18 protein-coding genes are annotated in these 18,217 nt (G+C 74.3%); 7 read left to right on the top strand and 11 right to left on the bottom strand.

Annotated features, from left to right (window positions below; all coding sequences use genetic code 11):
* The first annotated feature begins 208 nt into the window (after window positions 1-208).
* On the top strand, window positions 209-1,135 hold the full coding sequence (locus tag ACIG3E_RS17620; protein WP_399616718.1) for a hypothetical protein: 927 nt from the start codon (window positions 209-211) through the stop codon (window positions 1,133-1,135).
* A gap of 11 nt (window positions 1,136-1,146) precedes the next feature.
* On the opposite strand, the gene ACIG3E_RS17615 is transcribed toward ACIG3E_RS17620, so the two are convergent.
* Window positions 1,147-2,643: an FAD-dependent monooxygenase gene (locus ACIG3E_RS17615; RefSeq protein WP_399616715.1), complete on the bottom strand. Its 1,497-nt coding sequence runs from the start codon at window positions 2,641-2,643 to the stop codon at window positions 1,147-1,149.
* 127 nt (window positions 2,644-2,770) lie between these two features.
* Between ACIG3E_RS17615 and ACIG3E_RS17610 the strand changes: the two genes are divergently transcribed.
* Complete coding sequence (locus ACIG3E_RS17610; RefSeq protein ID WP_399616712.1) at window positions 2,771-3,412, top strand: TetR/AcrR family transcriptional regulator C-terminal domain-containing protein; 642 nt, start codon at window positions 2,771-2,773, stop codon at window positions 3,410-3,412.
* Between the two features lie 21 nt (window positions 3,413-3,433).
* Here ACIG3E_RS17610 and ACIG3E_RS17605 read toward each other — a convergent pair whose 3' ends face one another.
* The 6 genes from ACIG3E_RS17605 to ACIG3E_RS17580 all read right to left on the bottom strand — a co-directional run bounded on the left by ACIG3E_RS17605 (window position 3,434) and on the right by ACIG3E_RS17580 (window position 9,783).
* The gene (locus tag ACIG3E_RS17605; protein WP_399616709.1) at window positions 3,434-3,910 is read right to left on the bottom strand and encodes a VOC family protein; all 477 of its coding nucleotides are present in this window, start codon (window positions 3,908-3,910) and stop codon (window positions 3,434-3,436) included.
* Window positions 3,911-4,033: 123 nt separating this feature from the next.
* Window positions 4,034-4,501, bottom strand: coding sequence for an NUDIX domain-containing protein (locus ACIG3E_RS17600; protein ID WP_399616707.1), 468 nt, complete (start codon window positions 4,499-4,501; stop codon window positions 4,034-4,036).
* Window positions 4,498-5,133: a maleylpyruvate isomerase family mycothiol-dependent enzyme gene (locus ACIG3E_RS17595; protein WP_399616704.1), complete on the bottom strand. Its 636-nt coding sequence runs from the start codon at window positions 5,131-5,133 to the stop codon at window positions 4,498-4,500. The genes ACIG3E_RS17600 and ACIG3E_RS17595 overlap by 4 nt, the downstream gene beginning before the upstream one ends.
* 65 nt (window positions 5,134-5,198) lie before the next feature.
* Window positions 5,199-6,182, bottom strand: coding sequence for a universal stress protein (locus ACIG3E_RS17590; protein WP_399616701.1), 984 nt, complete (start codon window positions 6,180-6,182; stop codon window positions 5,199-5,201).
* A gap of 124 nt (window positions 6,183-6,306) precedes the next feature.
* Window positions 6,307-8,715, bottom strand: a complete 2,409-nt coding sequence (locus tag ACIG3E_RS17585) for a phosphoketolase (protein ID WP_399616790.1) — start codon at window positions 8,713-8,715, stop codon at window positions 6,307-6,309.
* Between the two features lie 198 nt (window positions 8,716-8,913).
* Window positions 8,914-9,783 carry a universal stress protein gene (locus ACIG3E_RS17580; RefSeq protein ID WP_399616698.1) on the bottom strand — a complete coding sequence of 290 codons (870 nt, stop codon included), beginning with the start codon at window positions 9,781-9,783 and terminating at the stop codon, window positions 8,914-8,916.
* A 371-nt stretch (window positions 9,784-10,154) separates the two neighbouring features.
* Between ACIG3E_RS17580 and ACIG3E_RS17575 the strand changes: the two genes are divergently transcribed.
* Window positions 10,155-10,733 carry a hypothetical protein gene (locus ACIG3E_RS17575; protein WP_399616695.1) on the top strand — a complete coding sequence of 193 codons (579 nt, stop codon included), beginning with the start codon at window positions 10,155-10,157 and terminating at the stop codon, window positions 10,731-10,733.
* 54 nt (window positions 10,734-10,787) lie between these two features.
* Here the strand turns inward: ACIG3E_RS17575 and ACIG3E_RS17570 are convergent, their stop codons facing one another.
* Together ACIG3E_RS17570 and ACIG3E_RS17565 are read right to left on the bottom strand one after the other, a co-directional pair.
* Window positions 10,788-11,711: an NAD-dependent epimerase/dehydratase family protein gene (locus ACIG3E_RS17570; RefSeq protein WP_399616693.1), complete on the bottom strand. Its 924-nt coding sequence runs from the start codon at window positions 11,709-11,711 to the stop codon at window positions 10,788-10,790.
* 274 nt (window positions 11,712-11,985) lie between these two features.
* Window positions 11,986-12,954, bottom strand: coding sequence for a MarR family transcriptional regulator (locus ACIG3E_RS17565; protein ID WP_399616690.1), 969 nt, complete (start codon window positions 12,952-12,954; stop codon window positions 11,986-11,988).
* Window positions 12,955-13,173: 219 nt separating this feature from the next.
* Between ACIG3E_RS17565 and ACIG3E_RS17560 the strand changes: the two genes are divergently transcribed.
* The 4 genes from ACIG3E_RS17560 (at window position 13,174) to ACIG3E_RS17545 (ending at window position 16,953) form a co-directional block, all read left to right on the top strand.
* Window positions 13,174-14,073: an ABC transporter ATP-binding protein gene (locus ACIG3E_RS17560; protein ID WP_399616687.1), complete on the top strand. Its 900-nt coding sequence runs from the start codon at window positions 13,174-13,176 to the stop codon at window positions 14,071-14,073.
* Window positions 14,070-14,951 (top strand): ABC transporter permease, encoded by an 882-nt coding sequence (locus tag ACIG3E_RS17555; protein WP_399616684.1) that lies wholly within the window; start codon window positions 14,070-14,072, stop codon window positions 14,949-14,951. The genes ACIG3E_RS17560 and ACIG3E_RS17555 overlap by 4 nt, the downstream gene beginning before the upstream one ends.
* 181 nt (window positions 14,952-15,132) lie before the next feature.
* Window positions 15,133-15,345, top strand: coding sequence for a hypothetical protein (locus ACIG3E_RS17550; protein WP_399616682.1), 213 nt, complete (start codon window positions 15,133-15,135; stop codon window positions 15,343-15,345).
* 240 nt (window positions 15,346-15,585) lie between these two features.
* Window positions 15,586-16,953 (top strand): erythromycin esterase family protein, encoded by a 1,368-nt coding sequence (locus ACIG3E_RS17545; protein ID WP_399616679.1) that lies wholly within the window; start codon window positions 15,586-15,588, stop codon window positions 16,951-16,953.
* Between the two features lie 52 nt (window positions 16,954-17,005).
* Here the strand turns inward: ACIG3E_RS17545 and ACIG3E_RS17540 are convergent, their stop codons facing one another.
* Window positions 17,006-17,443 (bottom strand): hypothetical protein, encoded by a 438-nt coding sequence (locus ACIG3E_RS17540; protein WP_399616676.1) that lies wholly within the window; start codon window positions 17,441-17,443, stop codon window positions 17,006-17,008.
* A gap of 13 nt (window positions 17,444-17,456) precedes the next feature.
* A complete protein-coding gene (locus ACIG3E_RS17535; RefSeq protein ID WP_399616673.1) occupies window positions 17,457-18,161 on the bottom strand; it encodes a TetR/AcrR family transcriptional regulator in 705 nt (234 codons plus the stop codon).
* Window positions 18,162-18,217 lie beyond the last annotated feature (56 nt).

Here is an 18,217-nt window from a genome sequence, read left to right as displayed (position 1 = left end):
GCGAGCGCGGACCACTTCTCCGCGCAAGCCTCAGTTTCGGACAGCACCTTGATTTAGACATTGTCTCGGTTTGGTCACGAGGCATGAAGGGCCTGAACGCCGCCGGTCGAGGCGCTCGTACTCACGCCACGAAGGCACTCGACAGCTCAGCGTCCACGATCGGGCCGGTGCCGCGGCGCACCGGCCGACCGAACCTCAGGAGACCGCGATGCTCAAGAAGACCAAGCCCGCCCTGTTCCTCGCCTCCTTCGTCACCGTCGGGGCCCTCGCCCTGACCGCCTGTGGGGGCGGCGGCAGCGACGACGACGCCAAGAAGTCCTCGGGCAACGCCCCCGCCGCCAACGCCGACCGCGCCGAAGGCCAGGGCTCCGGCTACGACCTCTCCCTGCGGTCGGGCACCGCCCGCGAGAACAACGCGCCCCGGCGGACCGGCGATTGGGCCAACCCGCCCGGCAAGCCCGCCGCCGAGCCCGTGCAGCGCAAGTGGGTCCAGCTCTCGGCGAGCCGCGCGGGCAAGCTCGACCCCGTGGTCGTCAACGGCTCCGGCTTCACCCTCTACCGCTTCGACAAGGACACCGCGCGGCCCTCCGTGTCGAACTGCTCCGGCGCCTGCGCCACCACCTGGCCCCCCGTGCTCGTGGACCCGGGCAGCAAGATCTTCGTGGACGGCGTGAAGACCTCGGACGTCGGCGTCATCAAGCGCGCCGACGGCACCCGCCAGGTGACGATCGGCGGCTGGCCGGTCTACCGCTTCAGCAAGGACCTCAAGCCCGGTGACACCAACGGCCAGGGCGTGGGCGGCACCTGGTTCGGCGTGACGCCGAGCGGCCAGAAGGCCGGGCAGCCCGCCGGGGGCGACGCGGGCCAGGGCGGCGGCCAGGGCCAGGCCGACCCGGCGAGCAGCGTGATCCTGTTCGACAACGTGAACTTCCAGGACCCGGCGCAGGGCGTGGCGGGACCGGGCTGCCAGAACGTGGCGCGCCCCAAGGTCGCCTCGTCCCTGTCCGCCGACGGCTCCCTGAAGCTGTGGTCGCGCCCCGGCTGCAAGGGCGAGTCCAAGGTGGTCTCCGGGGACGTCGCGGACCTGGGCAGGGTCGGCTTCGACAACAAGGTGAGCTCGATCGCGTTCGGCTGACCGGGCAGGCCTCAGGCGGCCTCCCGCGTACGCCCCGGCCGGGCGGCGGCCTCCCGCGCCCACCCCACGTGCCCGTCCGGCCGGATCAGCGCGGAGCCCACGCCTTCCCAGTCGGCACGGTCCCCGACCGGCGGCCCCTGGTGGACGATCACGTCCGCCGAGGGGCCGTCGGCCTGTCCGGCGAAGTCGAGCAGCACGGGGCGGCCCGCGCGCAGCAGGTCGAAGAGCCGCACGTCCGGGCCGAGTCGGAGGTTCGGCGCGCGGCGGCCGGTGAGCGGATGGCCACCGCCGCCGGTCCCCGGACCGCCGTCGCGGATCTCGTACGCCTCCGTGTACGCCGTGTCGTACGCGACCCCGAGGCCCGAGAGGCCCTCGGCGAGACGGCGGGAGAACGCGGGCACGGTGACGACGGCCGCGCCGAGCACCTCGCGCAGGGCGCGGCCCTCGGCGGAGTAGGCGGCCATCAGTGCCGTCTGGGCGCGGGTGCTGGTGAGCAACTCGGCGCCGACGGGGTGCCGTTCGGCGTGGTAGGTGTCGAGCAGCGCGTCCGGGGCCGCGCCGCGCAGGACGGCGGCGAGCTTCCAGCCGAGGTTGGTGGCGTCCTGCACGCCGACGTTGAGGCCGACGCCGCCCGCCGGGAAGTGCATGTGGGCCGCGTCGCCCGCGAGCAGGACCCGGCCCTTGCGGTAGGCCGCCGCCTGGCGCGTCGCGTTGCCGAACCGGGAGAGCCAGCGCGGGTCGCGCATCCCGAAGTCGTCCCCGGCGATGCGCAGGACGGTGGCGCGCAGCTCCTCGAAGGTGAACTCGCCGGGCCAGTCGGGCCGTTGCCCCTCGGGTGTGTGCCCGACGAAGCGGTGGGCCCCGTCGGGCAGGCGGACGCACATCAGGCCGCCCCGGGGCGTGGCCACGCTCAGGACGGGCCGGGCGAAGGGCCGGTCGAGGACGACGTCGCCGAGCCAGCCCCAGACCGTGGCGTCGGTGCCGGGGAAGGCGATGTCCGCGGCGGCGCGCACGGTGCTGCGGGTGCCGTCGCAGCCCACGACGTACGCGGCCTCGATGGTGTACGCGCCCTCGGGGGACGCGGCGTCGACGCGGACGCCGGACGCGTGCTCGGCCAGGCCGGTGAGGCGGTGGCCGCGCCGGACGGCGGCGCCCGCGGCCCGCGCGCGCTCTTCGAGGAGGGCTTCGGTGCGGGCCTGCGGCAGCGCGAGCGTGAAGGGGTACGGGGTGTCGAGGACGCTGAAGTCGAGGCGCTCATCGAGCGCCCCGTAGTGCCCGTCGGGGATGCGCAGGCCCTCGGCGAGGAACGGCTCGACGGCGCCGCGGAAGGCCAGGACCTCCAGCGTGCGCGGGTGCACGGTGAGCGCCCTGGAGTGCGGGGAGGGCTCGGGCCGCGCCTCCAGGACGGTCACCCGCACGCCGCCCAGGCGCAGTTCGGCGGCCAGCCACAGGCCGACCGGGCCTGCCCCGGCGATGACGACGTGGGGGTCGGGGTGGTGTGTGCGCACGGGCGCTCCTCTGCCGGTGGTCTCCAGGGTCCTGCGGGCGGCGGTCGTCGCCGACGGAGGCATGCGTCACGCCCCGCCCCGCATTTGGTCACTGACCAATTCAGGATGACCTCAGTAGACTAGGTCAGTGACCAAAAGGCAAGAGCCGCCCGTGCGGGCGGAGAGCAGCTACCGTGCGGGCCTGAGCCCCCGGGCCGTCGCCCGTGCCGCCCTCGGCATGCTGGCCGAGAAGGGCGCCGACGGCGTCTCCGTGCGCGGCACGGCCGAGCGCCTCGGCGTGCGGATGAACACCGTGCTGTGGCACGCCAAGACCAAGACCCGGCTCCTGGAGCTGATGGCCGACGCGATCGTCGACGAGGTCTCGCTGGAAGGGCTCCCCACCGAGTGGCGGGAGCGCGTGCGCGAGCTGATGGCCCGCTTCCGCCGGGCGCTGCTCGCCCACCGGGACGGCGCCCGGATCGTCACCGGCACGTACGCGGCCGAGCCCGCGACGCTGCGGTTCGCCGAGACGCTCACCGCGGCGCTGCTCGACGGCGGCCTGCCCGACCGCGAGGCCGCCTGGACGGCGTGGAACCTCCAGTACTTCGTCCTGGGCCTGACGCAGGAGGAGCAGTCCGTGCCGGTCGAGGGGGACCGCCGCTTCACCGAGGCGCTCGCGGCGGGTGACTACCCGTCACTCGACCGGCTTTCGCGGCACTTCGGGGACACCTCCTTCGAGGGCCGGTTCGACCACGGGCTCGACCTGCTGCTGGGGCCCGGGCGGCGGTGAGCGCCCGGGCCCGCGCCGCCCTCAGGCGCTGTCGGCGGCGGCCCGCAGCGCCGCCACGTCGATCTTCTGCATCTTCAGCATGGCCTCCATCGCCCGCTGGGCGCGGCCCGCGTCCGGGTCGGTCATCAGCTCTTCGAGCGCGGCGGGAATGACCTGCCAGGACAGGCCGTACTTGTCCTTCAGCCAGCCGCACTGGCCCGCCGCGCCGCCGTCCGCGGTGAGCCGGGACCAGTAGTGGTCGACCTCGTCCTGGTCCGCGCAGTTGATCAGGAAGGAGACGGCCTCGTCGAAGGTGAACTCGGGGCCGCCGTTGAGGGCCGTGTACGCCTGTCCGTCCAGCTCGAAGTCGACGGTGAGGACGGTGCCCGCAGGGCGCGGCCCGGCCTCTCCGTAGTACGACACGTTGTTGACCTTCGAGTTCGGGAAGACCGAGACGTAGAACTCCGCGGCCTCCAGGGCCTTCGTGTCGAACCACAGGTTGGGGGTGATCTTGGGCATGGCACTCTCCTGTCGCCTGGTCGTCGGCGGCGGCCCGCGAACCGCCGCTCCGCTCCCTCTGTTGACCCTCACCCAGGCCGGAACTCATCGCCACCGGGCGGGGCAGCACACCCCGGAGGCCGCTCAGCTCGTCAGGAGCGCGGTGAGGCGGTCCAGGAAGGGACGCTGGCCCGCGACGAGCCGGTCGTGGGCCTCGGACAGGGACAGCCAGGCCACTCGGTCGAGCTCGGGGAACTCCTGGAGGCGGCCCGAGCGGGGCGGCCACTCCATCGTGAAGGTGCCCGGCACGACGGACGCCGGGTTCAGGTCGGCCTCGACGGCCCAGACGGTCACCTCCTTGCCGCCCGCCTGGCGCGCCTCGCCCAGCGGGAGGTAGGGGCCGGGCGGGGCCGGGAGCCCCAGTTCCTCCTCGAACTCGCGCACCGCGGCGGCCAGCGGCTCCTCGTCGTCGCCGTACTCCCCCTTCGGGATGGACCAGGCGGCGGCGTCGCGGCGCGCCCAGAACGGCCCGCCCATGTGGCCGACGAGCACCTCCGGGTCCGGACCGGGAGCGCGGAAGAGGAGCAGTCCGGCGCTGCGGCGGGCGGTCATGACAGCGGCGATGCCTCGGCCAGGGTGGCGGCTCCCTGCCCTTCGAGCTCGTCCAGTGCGGTCCGTCGCCCGGAGACGGCCAGGAGCAGGGCGAGCGCGGGGCCCTTGGCCTCCGGGCCCGTGCCGATGGCCAGGTCGGTGTCCGTGGCCGTGAGCCGGACGCGGGTCGTCAGCTCCTTGGCCCCGCCGAAGGAGGCCGGTGTGCGGGTCTGCAGGCGCAGTGCCCTGACCACGGCCTGGTGCGGGTAGGAGCGGGTGAGGCCCAGGGGACGGCGGATGTCCTCGCCGTGGACGACCTCCTCGACGAGCCTGCTGTCGAGGGGCGCCGGAGGCGTCGAGGTCCGCGCCGCCACCCGGCGCAGCCGCTCCAGCGTCTCCCCCGGTGTGGCGCCGCGCTCGCGCTCCACCCCGCGGGCGTTCTGGCGGTCGCAGTCGAAGCGCGCCCGTACGAGACCGGCCAGGAAGCCGAGGCGCGTCGTGCGGGCCGTGTCGACCAGGTGGGCGGCCACGTCGTGCACGCTCCAGCCCGCGCACAGGGACGGCGTGCTCCACCGCTCGTCGTCGAGGTGCGCGAGGTCGTCGATCAGTGCCGCGCGCTCCGCGTGCACCAGCGTCCAGACGTCGTCCTTCATGACAGTTCCTCCGCTCGATCACAGGTTCTGTCAGGGGGACTCGCGGCGCACCCGGAACTCATCGCTCACGCGTACGGCACGACCGCGACGGGGCAGGACACGCGGTGCACCGCCGAGTGCGCCGTGCGGCCCAGGTGCGGGCCCGTCGTGACGCGGCGGCCGATGACCAGGAGCGAGGCCCCGAGCGAGGCCTTCAGGAGGTGGTGGCCCGGGCGCCCGAACACCACCTGCGCCACGACCTCGACCTGGGGGAACGCGCGCCGCCACGGGGCGAGGAGGGTGCCGAGCCGGTCCCGTGCGTCCGCCTCCGCGCCGAGGAGGCCGGTCAGGTCCGTCGGTTCGGCGGCGGACGGCGGCGTGGTGGTGGCGGGCCGCCGTACCGTCCAGGCGTGCACCGCGTGCAGGGGCGCGCCCCGGGCCTTCGCCGCGGCGAAGGCGTACGCGAACGCGGGGTCGCCGGGGTGTTCGAGGTCGACGCCCAGCACGACCGGACGGTACGGCGTGCCGCGCGAGGGCGCCCCGGCGGCGTCGGGGACGTGCGCGTCCTCGGGCCGCTCCCCCGCGCGGACCAGGACCACGGGACGCTCGGCGCGGGCGGCGACGCCCGCCGCCACCGAGCCGACCAGGAAGCCCGCGAACCCGGTCGGGCCCGAGAGCCCCCGGGAGCCGAGGACCAGGGACTCGGCCTCCGCGGACGCGGCGAGGAGCGCGGGCACCGCGGGTCCGCGGGGCTGCTGGGCGTGGATCTCCAGGGCCGGGTGGACGTACGCCAGCGTGATCGCGGCCCGGTCGAGGACCCCGCGGGCCCGGTCGGCGGGCCGCAGGACGCGGCGGCCCCGGGCCGGGTGCGCGGGCGGGGTCCCGGCGTGCACCAGGCGCAGCGGGGCGCGGTGGCGCAGGGCCTCGCGGGCCGCCCAGTCGGCGGCGTCCATGCTGGCGTAGGAGCCGTCGATGCCCACAGTGACGACGTGGGGGACGGCGGTCCGGGCACTGCCGAAGGGGGTGGTGCGAGGAGTGCCCAAGGGGGACGGAGTGCGGTCGTGTTTCATGTCGTGCCCCAGCGGGGTGGGAGGGTGAACGGTCGGTGCGGGTCGGCACGGGCGGTTCCGGGCGGGCCCGACCGGGTCGATCGGGCCCGTGGGACCGGGCGCGGCCCCCGGCCGGGCGGGCCGGTCAGTAGGGCCACGCCCAGTCCGCGACCTCCGGCAGGTCCGTGCCGTGCTCGCGGATCCAGGCGTGGTGGCGCGTCCGGGCGTCGGCCATGAGCTGGCGCAGGCCCGTGGCGCGCACGGACAGGTCGGCGACGCGGTCGATGACGTCCATGACCAGGCGGTACCGGTCGAGGTCGTTGCGGACGACCATGTCGAAGGGCGTGGTGGTCGAACCGGTCTCCTTGTAGCCGCGCACGTGCAGGTGGGCGTGGCCCGCGCGGCGGTAGGCGAGTCGGTGGATGAGCCACGGGTAGCCGTGGTAGGCGAAGATGACCGGCTTGTCGCGGGTGAAGAGCGCGTCGTACTCGAAGTCGGCCATGCCGTGCGGGTGTTCCTCGCGCGGCATGAGGCGGGCGATGTCGACGACGTTCACGACGCGGACCGCGAGGTCCGGCAGGTGCTCGCGGAGCAGGGCGGTGGCGGCGAGGACCTCCTGGGTGGGCACGTCGCCCGCGCAGGCGAGGACGACGTCCGGGTCGCGCAGGCCGTCGTCGGTGCCCGCCCACTCCCAGACGCCCGCGCCGCGCGCGCAGTGGGCGCGGGCCGCGTCCAGCGACAGCCAGTCGAAGCAGGGCTGTTTGCCCGCGACGATGACGTTGACGTAGTCGCGGCTGAGCAGGGCGTGTTCGGCGACGGACAGCAGCGTGTTGGCGTCCGGTGGCAGGTAGACGCGTACGACCTCGGGGCTCTTGTTGAGGACGTGGTCGACGAAGCCGGGGTCCTGGTGCGAGAAGCCGTTGTGGTCCTGGCGCCAGACGTGCGAGGTGAGCAGGTAGTTGAGGGAGGGGATGGGGGCGCGCCAGGGCAGGGCGCGTGCTGTCTTGAGCCATTTGATGTGCTGGTTGACCATGGAGTCGACGATGTGCACGAACGCCTCGTAGCAGGAGAACAGGCCGTGGCGGCCGGTGAGGAGGTAGCCCTCCAGCCAGCCCTGGCAGAGGTGTTCGGACAGGACCTCCATGACGCGGCCGTCGGCGGCGAGGTGTTCGTCGGTCGGCAGCGTGCGCTCCTGCCAGGCCTTGCCGGTGACGGAGAAGAGTGCGCCCAGGCGGTTGGACTCGGTCTCGTCGGGCCCGACGACGCGGAAGTCACGGCGTTCGGCGGTGTCGGCGACGACCTTGGCGAGCAGCCCGCCGAGCACCCGGGTCGGCTCGTGCAGGGCGGTGCCGGGCTTGTCGACGGGGACGGCGAAGTCCTCCAGGGGGCGCAGGGGGAGGCTGCGGGTGAGCTGGCCGCCGTTGGCGTGGGGGCTCGCGCCGAGGCGCCGGGTGCCTTCGGGGACGCAGGCGAGGACTTGTGCGGTGGGGCGTCCTTGGGCGTCGAAGAGTTCCTCGGGCCGGTAGGAGCGCAGCCAGGCCTCCAGCTGCCGCAGGTGCTCGGGGTTGTCGCGGACTCCGGCGAGGGGCACCTGGTGGGAGCGCCAGGTGCCTTCGACGGGGTGGCCGTCGACTTCGGCAGGGCCCGTCCAGCCCTTGGGGGTGCGCAGCACGATCATGGGCCAGGCAGGGCGCTCGGTCGTGCCGTTGTCGCGGGCCGCTTGCTGGATGTGGGTGATGCGGTCGACGGCCCGGTCGAGGGCGGCGGCCAGGTCGCGGTGGACGGCGCTGGGGTCGTCGCCGCTGACGTGGAGCGGTTCGTGGCCGTATCCGCGCAGGAGGGAGTCGAGTTCGGGCTCGGGGATGCGGGAGAGCACGGTCGGGTTGGCGATCTTGTAGCCGTTGAGGTGCAGGACGGGCAGGACCGCGCCGTCGTGGACGGGGTCGAGGAAGCGGCTGGAGTGCCAGGAGGTGGCCAGCGGTCCGGTCTCGGCCTCGCCGTCGCCGATGACGCAGGCCACAAGCAGGTGCGGGTTGTCGAAGGCGGCGCCGTAGGCATGCGCGAGCGAGTAGCCCAGTTCGCCGCCCTCGTGGAGGGAGCCGGGCGTCTCGGGGGCGACGTGGCTGGGCACGCCGCCGGGGAAGGAGAACTGGCGGAAGAGCCGCGCCATGCCGGTGGCGTCGCGCGTGACGTCGGGGTAGACGTCGCTGTAGCTGCCGTCCAGCCAGGAGTTGGCGAGCACGGCGGGGCCGCCGTGGCCGGGTCCCCAGACGCACAGCGCGTCCAGGCCGCGTTCGCGCACGATCCGGTTGAGGTGGGTGTGCACCAGGTTGAGCCCGGGTGAGGTGCCCCAGTGGCCCAGGAGGCGGGGCTTGATGTGCTCGGGCCTGAGCGGCTCGGTCAGCAGCGGGTTGGCGAGCAGATAGATCTGGCCCGCCGCGAGGTAGTTGGCGGCACGCCAGTGCGCGTCCAGGACGGAGAGCTGGTCCTTGGCCATGGGAAGCCTCGATTCCGTCGGAGTGTCCGGGGGCGGGGTGGCCGGGTTCCACGGCAGGTGCGGTTCAGGCCGGGTGAGTCACCCACGCCGGATGGCCTGCCCCGCGGCGGGGGCGTGCCCCACTTGGGGGCGGCCTGGTCGGGGGTCGGCGGGGAGGGGGCGAGGGCGGGGCGGCCCCTTCGGGCCCCGGAGTGGTGCGGCCCTCCCCCTCCCGAGAGGGCCGCACCACCTGCCGCTCAGGCGTGCGGTCCGCGCTCAGGCATGCGGCACCACCACGACCGGGCACGCCGCGTGGTGCAGCACCGCGTGGTTCACCGGGCCGAGCTGCATGCCCGCCTGGCCCGTGCGGCGGCGGGCGCCGACGACGAGCAGGTCGGCGCCCTCGGCCGCGTCGAGCAGCGCCGCGCGCGGGCTGCCCTCGACGACCCTGCGGTGCACGGGTACGGCGCTGTGGGTGCGGGCCAGGCCGCCGATGGCCTCCTCGACCCGGTGCTCGGCGCGCTCCTGGTGGGTGTCCGCGGCGTCGGCCGGGCGCGGCCGCTCGGGGGCCTCGTGCGCGGGGCAGCGCCAGGCGTGCACGACGTCGAGGGTGGCGCCGCGCCGCTGCGCGCAGCGGACGGCGTGCTCGAGCGCGGGCCGCGCGTCGGCGGCTTCGTCGACGCCGACGACGACCCGCCGGTGGGAACCGCCGCGGTGGTCCTCCGTGCCGCGCACCACGGTGACCGGGCAGGCGGCGCGGGCGGCCACGGCCAGGCCGACCGAGCCGAGCAGCAGGCCCGCGAGCCGGCCGCGGCCCCGGCTGCCGACGACGATCCCGCTCGCCCGGCGGCTCTCGCGTATCAGCGCGGACGCCGGGTCCTCGTCGAGCGTCTGACTCGTCACCTTGACCGAGGAGCTGCGGCAGTGGGCGCGCTCGGTCGCGTCCGCGACGACGCGGTCCGCCTGTGCCCGCACCAAGGCGCGGTTGATGCCGAAGGAGGGCTCGCGCCCCTCGTACCACTCCCAGCTCGACGCGTGCACGATCCGCAGCGGCACCGCCTGGCGGTCGGCCTCGTCGACCGCCCAGTCCAGCGCCCGCAGGCTCGACTCGGAGCCGTCGACGCCCACGATCAACGGATGCTCCACGGGCCATCGCCCCTCTCGTCTGGTCGCGAACTCATCGGAGAAGGCCGCGGCGAAGCCTCCCGGGGGCTGCTTCGAGGTGACGTCCGGGAGGATTTCAGGGCCTTCCCGCATGACGCTGACACCGCGGCGACGCGGGCGCGAGTGGCGAACAGGCCTGTACGGGGAGGCCGAACGGCCCTGTGGCCGAGACCCGCCCGTCCGTGGGGCCGGGCCGTACGGGGCCGTACGGCCGGGGTGACACGTGGCCGCGGGGCCCGGCGTCCCGTTCGCCCTCCGGACCCCGCGAGGGCCGTGCGGCCCGCTGCCGAGGGGCGGCCGGGACCGCTACGCTCGAAGACGCGCACCCCTCGCGTGGTGCGGAGGTTGACGCGATGCGCTCTCGGGTTCTGTGCTGGCGCTGGCGACGCGGTCCGCTGCGCCGCCGCTCGGACGTGGTCGAGGCGTGGACGGTGCTCGTGGTGGGCCTCGTCCTGCTCCTGGGCGTGCCCGCGGCGGGGGCCGCCGCCGGGCTCGCCGTGCACGCGCGGGCCGAGGAGACGGCGCGGACCGCCACGGCCACCCGGCACCGCGTGACCGCGACGCTCACCGCGGACGCGCCCTCGCCGGTCCCGGCCGTCGGCACGGTGCCTCTGTACGACGTCCCGGCGCGCTGGACCACCCCGGACGGAACCGAGCGCAGCGGCCACGCGCGCGTGGCCGCGGGCAGTCGGCGCGGTGAGCACGCGGCCGTGTGGCTGGACCGGCGCGGCCGGGTGGCCGGGGCGCCGCCGGACGCGGAGGACGTGGCCCTGCGCACGGCGAGCGCGGCCCTGGCCGCGGGCTCGGCCACCGCCCTGGTCGCGCTCCTGGCGCGGCACGCGGTGGGCCACGTCCTCGACCGGCGCCGCCTCGCCGCCTGGGAGCGGGAGTGGCGGCGCACGGGGCCCAAGTGGAGCGGCTGGACGGCCTGACGCGGGCTCGGGCTCACGGCCCCGGACCGGGCCCAGCGTCCGGCCCCGGCTGTCTCAGCCGCTCTCCGCCGACGTCAGGCGCTTGCGGATCCACTCCACGGCGGAGTCGTACCGCGGCGTCCAGCCGAGCTCCGCGCGGGCGCGCGCACCTCGCACCCGGCTGTTGGAGCCGAGGGCGTACACGGCCGGTTCGTGGCCCCACTCCTCGATCGCCGCCTCGATGCTCCACGGCTGCGCGGCGCCGCAGCCCAGGACGTCGGCGATGGCCTGCGTCAGCTCGCCGAAGGGGGCCTCGCCGTTCTCCACGAAGTAGAAGGCTCCGGCGGGCGCCGACGCCAGGGCCAGCTCGTACAGGTCGGCGACGTCGTCGATGTGGACGTTCGACCAGATGTTGTGTCCCGGGCCGATGTGCCGGGCCACGCCGCTCGCCTCGGCCTGGCGGGTCAGCCGGGGCAGCTGCACGCTGTCGCGCGACAGGCCGTAACCGTGGCCGTAGATCAGGGAGTTGCACAGCACCACGGACCGCACGCCGCGCTCGGCCGCGGCGAGGACGAACCGGTCGAGGTCGACGCGCGGCGCCTTGTCCGGCTCGGCCCGCCACGGGCTGCCCGGCTCGACGTCGGTCTCGGTGAAGACGCGCTGCGACACCGCGCCGCGCGCGTCGTCGGCGACGATGCTGGAGCCGCTGGTGTGCAACAGGGGCTTGCCGGTGCCCTCAAGCGCGGCAACGAGGGCTTCGACGGCGGGCCGGTGGTCACTGTCCGCCGCGTTGACCACGGCGTCGGCGGAGCGCGCCGCCGCGTCGAGGACCGACGCGTCGTCGAGGTCGCCGAGGACCGGTGCGATGCCGCGCTCCCGCAGTGCCCGCGCCTTCTCCTCGGTGCGGGCGAGGCCGCTCACGTCGTGGCCCGTCCCCCTCAGCCGGTCGGCGAGCGAACCGCCGATGTAGCCGGTGGCTCCGGTGACGAAGATGCGCATGGTCGGCCTCCAGATGACGTACGTACGCCGTATGAATGTGTGTATGCGGGACCAGGCGGGTGGCCTCGGCCGTCTCGTGCAACGGGTACGTGATGGTCAACGCGGGGCGCGGGCGTCCGAAGTCGAGCAGCCGGTGAACGGCGGCCTGTTCGTGCAAGTCGGCGCCGTGGCTCTCGGCTGCGCCAGCCCGGCGAGGTGTTCGGCAGCCATCCGCACGACCCCGCCGCCCAGTTCGAGGGGCGGCTGGTGCCGCACGCGCTCAGCCCGGGGCCGCTCACTGCGCGCGGTCGAGCGCCGCGCGCTGTTCCGGGGTGAGCCGTTCGGCCCGGGCGACGACGGTGTACGCGCCGTCCGGGGTGTGCCGCAGCTCCAGCGGGTCGGCGACGTCGGGGTGCTGCTCGGCGTCGTACAGGGCGGTCGTGACGCGCTCCGGCGACCAGCCGAGCGCCCCCGCCAACCGGCCGCTGTCCAGCGGCACCCCGGCGTGGGCGAGGGCGGCGAGCACGGTCAGCGCGTCGGCGAACGCGGCCGCCGTGGAACCCCCGGCCATGTCGTCGCTGAGGCTGGTGAAGAAGCGCCGCATGTGGTCGAGGCGGGCTCCCGCGGGGGTCGCGGCGTCGAGGATCTCCACGCCCGCCTGGGCGGTGTCGGCCATCATCGCGTGGGCGCGGGCGCTCGCCAGCCAGGTCCGCAGCCACATGTCGTCGTCGATGACGTACCGCTCGCGCCGTCCCGTGGGTACGCGCTCGCGCCGCAGCAGGTCGAGCCGTTCGAGATAGCCGACGGCCTTGGACACCGAGGCGGGGCTCACCCGCAACAGGGCCACGAGCTCGGCGGCGGTCAGCGTGCCCGAGTCGGTGGTGACGAGGCTCGCGAGCACCCGGGCCGCCATCCGCGGCACCCCGGTGTGGGCCAGCACCTCCGCGAACTGGGTCACGAAGCCGCGCACGACCTCGGCGTCGCGCCCGTGTCCGACGTCGGGCGCCGCCGCTTCCGGGGCGCTCGCCGCGGATCTGCGGGCCCGGCGCGCGGTGGCGTGCTGGGCGTGCTCGGCGCGGTAGCGGCCGGGCCCGCCGTTGCGGGCGACCTCCCTGCTGACGGTCGACGTCGGCCTGCCGAGCCGCCGGGCGATCTCGGCATAGCCGAGCCCGTCGGCGAGCCCGGACGCCACCTGCCGTCGGTCCTCGTGGGTCAGCCTGCCTCCAGGCACCGCGCCCGCCTTCCACTTGCCGGTCCTCGCCACCGGCCCGCTTCTCCGCGCGGGCGGCCCGGCCAGTATGCGTTGACCGTCAGCTCATTGCAACGGTCAGGCACGGGAATTGCGTTCAGGCTCACGCCAGTTGCAATGATCCGCCCTTGATACGCATTTACTCACCGGCACAACCACACTTTTGATTGATGCTCTTGTAAACGCAACGTAGCTTTCGAGGTCTCCGAACTTCCTCAACGCCACGGTGGACTGATGACGAAAACCGGCGAAGCCGACGTCGCACTCGATGTCGACGGACTCCGCATGCGCTACGGCACGACCGACGTGCTGCGCGAGGTGACCTTCCGCGCCCGGCACGGCGAAGTGCTCGCCCTGCTCGGCCCGAACGGCGCGGGCAAGACGACCACGATCGAGATCCTGGAGGGCTTCCGGGCCCGCTCGGCGGGCCGGGTCCGGGTGCTCGGCACGGATCCCGCGCACGGCGACGAACGCTGGCGCGCCCGCCTCGGGGTCGTCCTGCAGTCGTGGCGCGACCACGGCAAGTGGCGCGTACGCGAACTGCTCACGCACCTCGGCGCACACTACGCCCCGTACGCCACCGCGGCCATCCCCCGCCCCTGGGACACCGCCGGGGTCCTCGCGGCCGTCGGCCTGACCGAGCAGGCCGACCACAAGGTGAGGACGCTCTCCGGCGGACAGCGGCGCCGCCTCGACGTGGCCATCGGCCTGGTGGGCCGCCCCGAACTGCTCTTCCTCGACGAGCCCACCGCCGGGCTCGACCCGCGGGCCCGCCACGAGTTCCACGGCCTCGTCCAGCGCCTCGCCGCGGGCCGGCGCACCACCGTCCTGCTCACCACGCACGACCTCGCCGAGGCGGACAAGCTCGCCGACCGCATCCTGATCCTCGCGGGCGGCCGGATCGTCGCGGACGGCACCGCCGACGAGCTCGCCCGCCGCATCGTGGGCGAGGACGAGGTCCGCTGGACCCGCGCCGGGCGGCGGTTCACCCGGGCCACCACCGATTCGACGGCGTTCGTACGGGAGTTGCTGCGCGAGCACGGCGAGGCCATCGGCGCGCTGGAGGTGCGCCGGGCGTCCCTGGAGGACACGTACATGGCGCTGGTGCGCAGGCAGGAGGCCTCGACCCGATGAGCGCCCCCACCCTACGCGCGCCGCGCCCGACGAGCCCGGCCCGCGCGGCACTGCGGGCCGGGGTCCAGCGCGGCGCCGTCGAGCTGCGGCAGTCGTTCACCAACGGCGGCGACTTGGTCTCGCATCTGCTGTGGCCGGTCCTGATGCTGATCGCCCTGTTCTTCCTGCGGGAGCGGGAGTTCGCGGCGAGCGGCCTGGGCCTCGGCACCCTGGCGCTGCCCGGCATCCTCGGCATGAACGCGGCGATGGGCATGGTCAGCATGAGCCAGATCCTCACCGCCGAGCGCGAGGACGGCACGCTGCTGCGCGCCAAGGCGACACCGAACGGCATGCGGAGCTATCTCACCGGCAAGGTCATCGCGGTGGCGGGCGGCCTCGTCGCCGACCTCGCGATCCTGCTGGTGCCCGGCATGCTCCTCGTCGACGGCCTCGCCACGGACCGCCCCGGCGGCTGGCTGACGCTCGCCTGGGTGCTCGTCCTCGGCCTGGTCGCGACGCTGCCGATCGGCGCGGTCCTGGGCTCGCTGTTCCCGAGCGCCCGCAGCCAGGGCCTGATCCAGCTGCCGGTCCTGGGCATGATCGCGATCTCCGGCGTCTTCTACCCCGTCACGTCGCTCCCCGGCTGGCTCCAGGCGATCGCCCAGGTCACGCCCGTCTACTGGCTCGGCCTCGGCATGCGCTCGGCGCTGCTGCCCGGCGCGGCGGCCGAGGTGGAGATCGGCGACTCCTGGCGGCACTGGGAGACCGCCGGGGTCCTCGGGGCGTGGGCCGTGCTCGGGCTGCTCGTGGCCCCGGTCGTCCTGCGGCGCATGGCGCGCCGCGAGTCGGGGTCGCGCGTGGCGGAGCGCCGGGAGAGGGCGTTGCAACGCGTCGGCTAGCCACACGTCGCCGCTCTCGCTCCGGGCGAGGCCCGGTCCGCCCCTCCCCTGGGGCGATGTCCGGTCCGCCCACCGCCCCTCGTACGAGGGACAGGGCGCATCCACAGGCCTCGGCCCGGGCAGCCATGTCGGCGGCTCCGCCCTCGCCCGGGAGGGGCCCCGACCAGCAGAAAGGGAACCCATGCGCCGACGCCTGACCGCAGCCCTCCTCGGAGGCCTGGCCTTGACCGGCATGTCCACCGCCACCGCGGCGGCCGTCGGGCCCGCTCCCACGGCGCGGCACGCCCCGGCGAACCCCTCACCCCTGCTCCCCGCACCCGAGTCACTGATCACCGAGGGCATCTCGGTCGAGGGCCCCCTGATCAACAACCTCGGACTGCCGAAGCTCCTTTGAGGGCCCGCGCCGATGCGCGCCTCGTACGGTCCGTGCCCCACGACGGCTTCGTAGGGGCACGGGCACTCAAGGTCGCGGGAGCGCTCTGCGCCAGGTCCGGTGATGCCGTTGGCGGTCGGGCGCGTTTCTCCCGGGGGATAACCTCCAGGGAATCAAGGGGGCTGCACCCGTGCGCCACCGGCTCGTCGCAGGTGAGGATCTCTTCAGGCCGTCGGCCACGAACACGAGGAGCTCACCGGCATGACGAGGTATCACCACCAGCGCATCAGCCGCAGGGCACTGCTCTCCACGACGGGGATCGCCCTAGGAGCGGCCCTCGCTCCCGAGGTGGCGCGGGCGGCCCCGGCCGCGGGCGGGACGGCTCGGGCCCAGGACCCCGTGGTCCGCGCGCTGGACCGGATCGCCCACCCGCTGCGCGCCACCGAGCCCGGCGGGAGGAGCACCGATCTACGGGCGCTCGGCGCGATGGTCGGCGGTGCCGAGGTCGTCGGCCTGGGCGAGGCCACCCACGGCTCCCACGAGTTCTTCACCATGAAGGAGCGGGTCTTCCGCCATCTCGTCCGGGAGAGGGGATTCCGCGCCTTCTCCCTGGAGTTCAGCTGGCCCGCCGGGCTGCGGATCAACGACTTCCTCCAGACCGGCCGCGGCGACGCCCGGCAGATCGCCGAGGAGACCTTCCCGGGCTCTCCCTGGGACCGCGAGGAGTTCGTGCACCTCATCGCGTGGATGCGCGACCACAACCGCCGCAACCCCACCCGCACCGTCCACTTCGTCGGCAACGACATCGGCGCCCCCGCCGTCACCGACGAGTTCTTCGCCCGGATCACCCGCTACGTCCACCGGCACCACCCCGCCCTTGCGCCCCGCGTCGACGCGCTCTACACCGGGCTGCGCCCCCTCGACGACGTCTTCGCGTACTGGAAGAGGCCGCTCGCCGAGCGTCGGCGGCTCGCCGGTCAGGCGCGGCGCGCCCCCGATCTGATCAGTGCGGCGGGCGGCCGGGACCGGGACGCCCACGCCTGGGCCGTGCAGAACGCCCGCTCCCTCGCGGACACCACCGAGTTCCTGACCGCGGACCCCGATGACCCCGCCACGCTGCCCGACTTCCAGCGCTTCCGCGACCGGGTCATGGCCCGGAACGTCCTGTGGTGGCGGGAGCGCACCGGCCACAAGGTGCTGGTCTCCGCGCACGACGACCACCTCGGCCTCGTCGCCTCCCAGGCCGCGCTGTTCCCCAAGACGCAGGGGTCCTTCCTCCGCGACGCGCTGGGCCGGAACTACCTGCCCGTCGGGATGACCTTCGACCGGGGCTCCTTCCTGTCCAAGGACACCGCCATCGGCGGCGACTGGAAGAAGTTCACCGTCGGCGCCGCCGCCCCCGGCACCAATGAACACACCCTCGACCGCGTCCACCACCGCGACTTCTACGCCGATCTGCGCGCCGCCCCGCCCGCCGCTGGCGACTGGCTGCACACCGCCCGCCCCACCCGCTTCATCGGTACGGAGTTCAGCGAGGACCACCTCCACCACGACCTGGCGCTCGGCCGCGCCTACGACGTCCTGATCCACCTCCACGCCGTGAGCGAAGCCGTCCCGCGCACGTCGTGACACCTGCGGCCACGGCACGCCACGCCCACGGGGCCGGTGCCCGCACGGATGCTCAGGTCGCCCGGCCTCCTCGGTCTTCGCGCAGGCGGCGCCATGTCTCCTGGGGATCGGCGCCGCGAAGGTAGTGGAAATGGAACTCCACGCTCCCGTCCGCACCCGCCAGGCGTGACAGCGCCAGGTCCGGGTCGATCAGCGAACGCGGCTCGCCGAACCCCTGCGGCCCCTCCGCAATGACAGCGAGCGCGACAGCACGGGCCGCATACGGCTTCTCCACGCCCGGGCCCCCGTACAGGGCCCAGGTCGCCCCGCCCGCCACGGAGGCCAGGGGGTAGCGGTCACTGCCACGCGTGAGGGCGTCGATGGCTCCGCCGACGGTGATGTCCCCGCGCAGGGCACGGGTCTCACGGATCATGCGGTACGGAGGGACGTCGTCATCCCCGGCATGGACCCTGTCACGATCGATGTGCAGCACGATCGCGTTCGCTGTCATCAGATGGCTCCGTTCAGATGCCCAATGACCGGACGAGCTGGGTCAGTTCCTCCTGGAAGAGCTTCTCCGGGTTCGTGGTCTGGGTGCGCAGATGGCCGTAGATCTCCAGCGTCACCAGTCCGTGCAGGTGGCCCCACATGCGCAGCGCGAGGGCCACTCCGGCCGGGGGCAGGTCGGGAAAGGCGGGGCGGACCTTGTCGAGGAGGCCGGGGTCGAAGTCGGACCACTGGAAGTCGCTGTCGGCGTAGAGGTGTTCGGCGTGCGGCCAGGCGGTGGCGGCGAGGCCGGTCAGGGCCGTGCAGACGCGCTGCGCCGCGTCCGGGGCGGCACCGCCCTCGGGGGCGACGTAGCCGGGTACCGGATCGCCGTAGACGAGGCGGAAACCTTCGGGGTTGGCCAGCGCCCAGCCGCGGAAGGCCTGCGCCCAGGCCCGGATCCGGTCGGCCGGGGATGCCGCAGGGGCGGCGTCCCCCGCGGCCTCGACGGTGTCGGCGAGCGAGGTGTACACGTCGTCGATGAGCGTGGTGACCAGATCGTCGCGGGTCGCGAAGTAGCCGTAGATGGCGTTGGGCGTCATGCCCATCTCGCGGGCGATGGCGCGCAGCGTGATCGCGCCGGGGCCGCCCGAGGCCATCAACTCCAGGGCCACGCTCTTGATTTCGGCCGTCGTCTCGGCTCGCAGTCGCGCACGCCGCCCAGTGGTCCCCGTCCCTGCCATGCGGCCACTCTACAGCGTCACAACACTGATTGCCGTACTAAAACTTCACGGCATAT

It is taken from the genome of Streptomyces sp. NPDC053474, assembly GCF_044544845.1.
Classification (GTDB): domain Bacteria; phylum Actinomycetota; class Actinomycetes; order Streptomycetales; family Streptomycetaceae; genus Streptomyces.
The sequence above is the reverse complement of the archived record's forward strand: the minus strand, read 5'-3'. Positions and strand labels throughout refer to the sequence as shown.

What these genes read in the sequence shown, in the direction of transcription:
- ACIG3E_RS17620 (WP_399616718.1), top strand. Translation starts at nt 209, where the DNA reads ATGCTCAAGAAGACCAAGCCCGCCCTGTTCCTCGCCTCCTTCGTCACC.
- ACIG3E_RS17605 (WP_399616709.1), bottom strand. Translation starts at nt 3,910, where the DNA reads ATGCCCAAGATCACCCCCAACCTGTGGTTCGACACGAAGGCCCTGGAG.
- ACIG3E_RS17600 (WP_399616707.1), bottom strand. Translation starts at nt 4,501, where the DNA reads ATGACCGCCCGCCGCAGCGCCGGACTGCTCCTCTTCCGCGCTCCCGGT.
- ACIG3E_RS17595 (WP_399616704.1), bottom strand. Translation starts at nt 5,133, where the DNA reads ATGAAGGACGACGTCTGGACGCTGGTGCACGCGGAGCGCGCGGCACTG.
- ACIG3E_RS17590 (WP_399616701.1), bottom strand. Translation starts at nt 6,182, where the DNA reads ATGAAACACGACCGCACTCCGTCCCCCTTGGGCACTCCTCGCACCACC.
- ACIG3E_RS17575 (WP_399616695.1), top strand. Translation starts at nt 10,155, where the DNA reads ATGCGCTCTCGGGTTCTGTGCTGGCGCTGGCGACGCGGTCCGCTGCGC.
- ACIG3E_RS17570 (WP_399616693.1), bottom strand. Translation starts at nt 11,711, where the DNA reads ATGCGCATCTTCGTCACCGGAGCCACCGGCTACATCGGCGGTTCGCTC.
- ACIG3E_RS17560 (WP_399616687.1), top strand. Translation starts at nt 13,174, where the DNA reads ATGACGAAAACCGGCGAAGCCGACGTCGCACTCGATGTCGACGGACTC.
- ACIG3E_RS17555 (WP_399616684.1), top strand. Translation starts at nt 14,070, where the DNA reads ATGAGCGCCCCCACCCTACGCGCGCCGCGCCCGACGAGCCCGGCCCGC.
- ACIG3E_RS17550 (WP_399616682.1), top strand. Translation starts at nt 15,133, where the DNA reads ATGCGCCGACGCCTGACCGCAGCCCTCCTCGGAGGCCTGGCCTTGACC.
- ACIG3E_RS17545 (WP_399616679.1), top strand. Translation starts at nt 15,586, where the DNA reads ATGACGAGGTATCACCACCAGCGCATCAGCCGCAGGGCACTGCTCTCC.
- ACIG3E_RS17540 (WP_399616676.1), bottom strand. Translation starts at nt 17,443, where the DNA reads ATGACAGCGAACGCGATCGTGCTGCACATCGATCGTGACAGGGTCCAT.
- ACIG3E_RS17535 (WP_399616673.1), bottom strand. Translation starts at nt 18,161, where the DNA reads ATGGCAGGGACGGGGACCACTGGGCGGCGTGCGCGACTGCGAGCCGAG.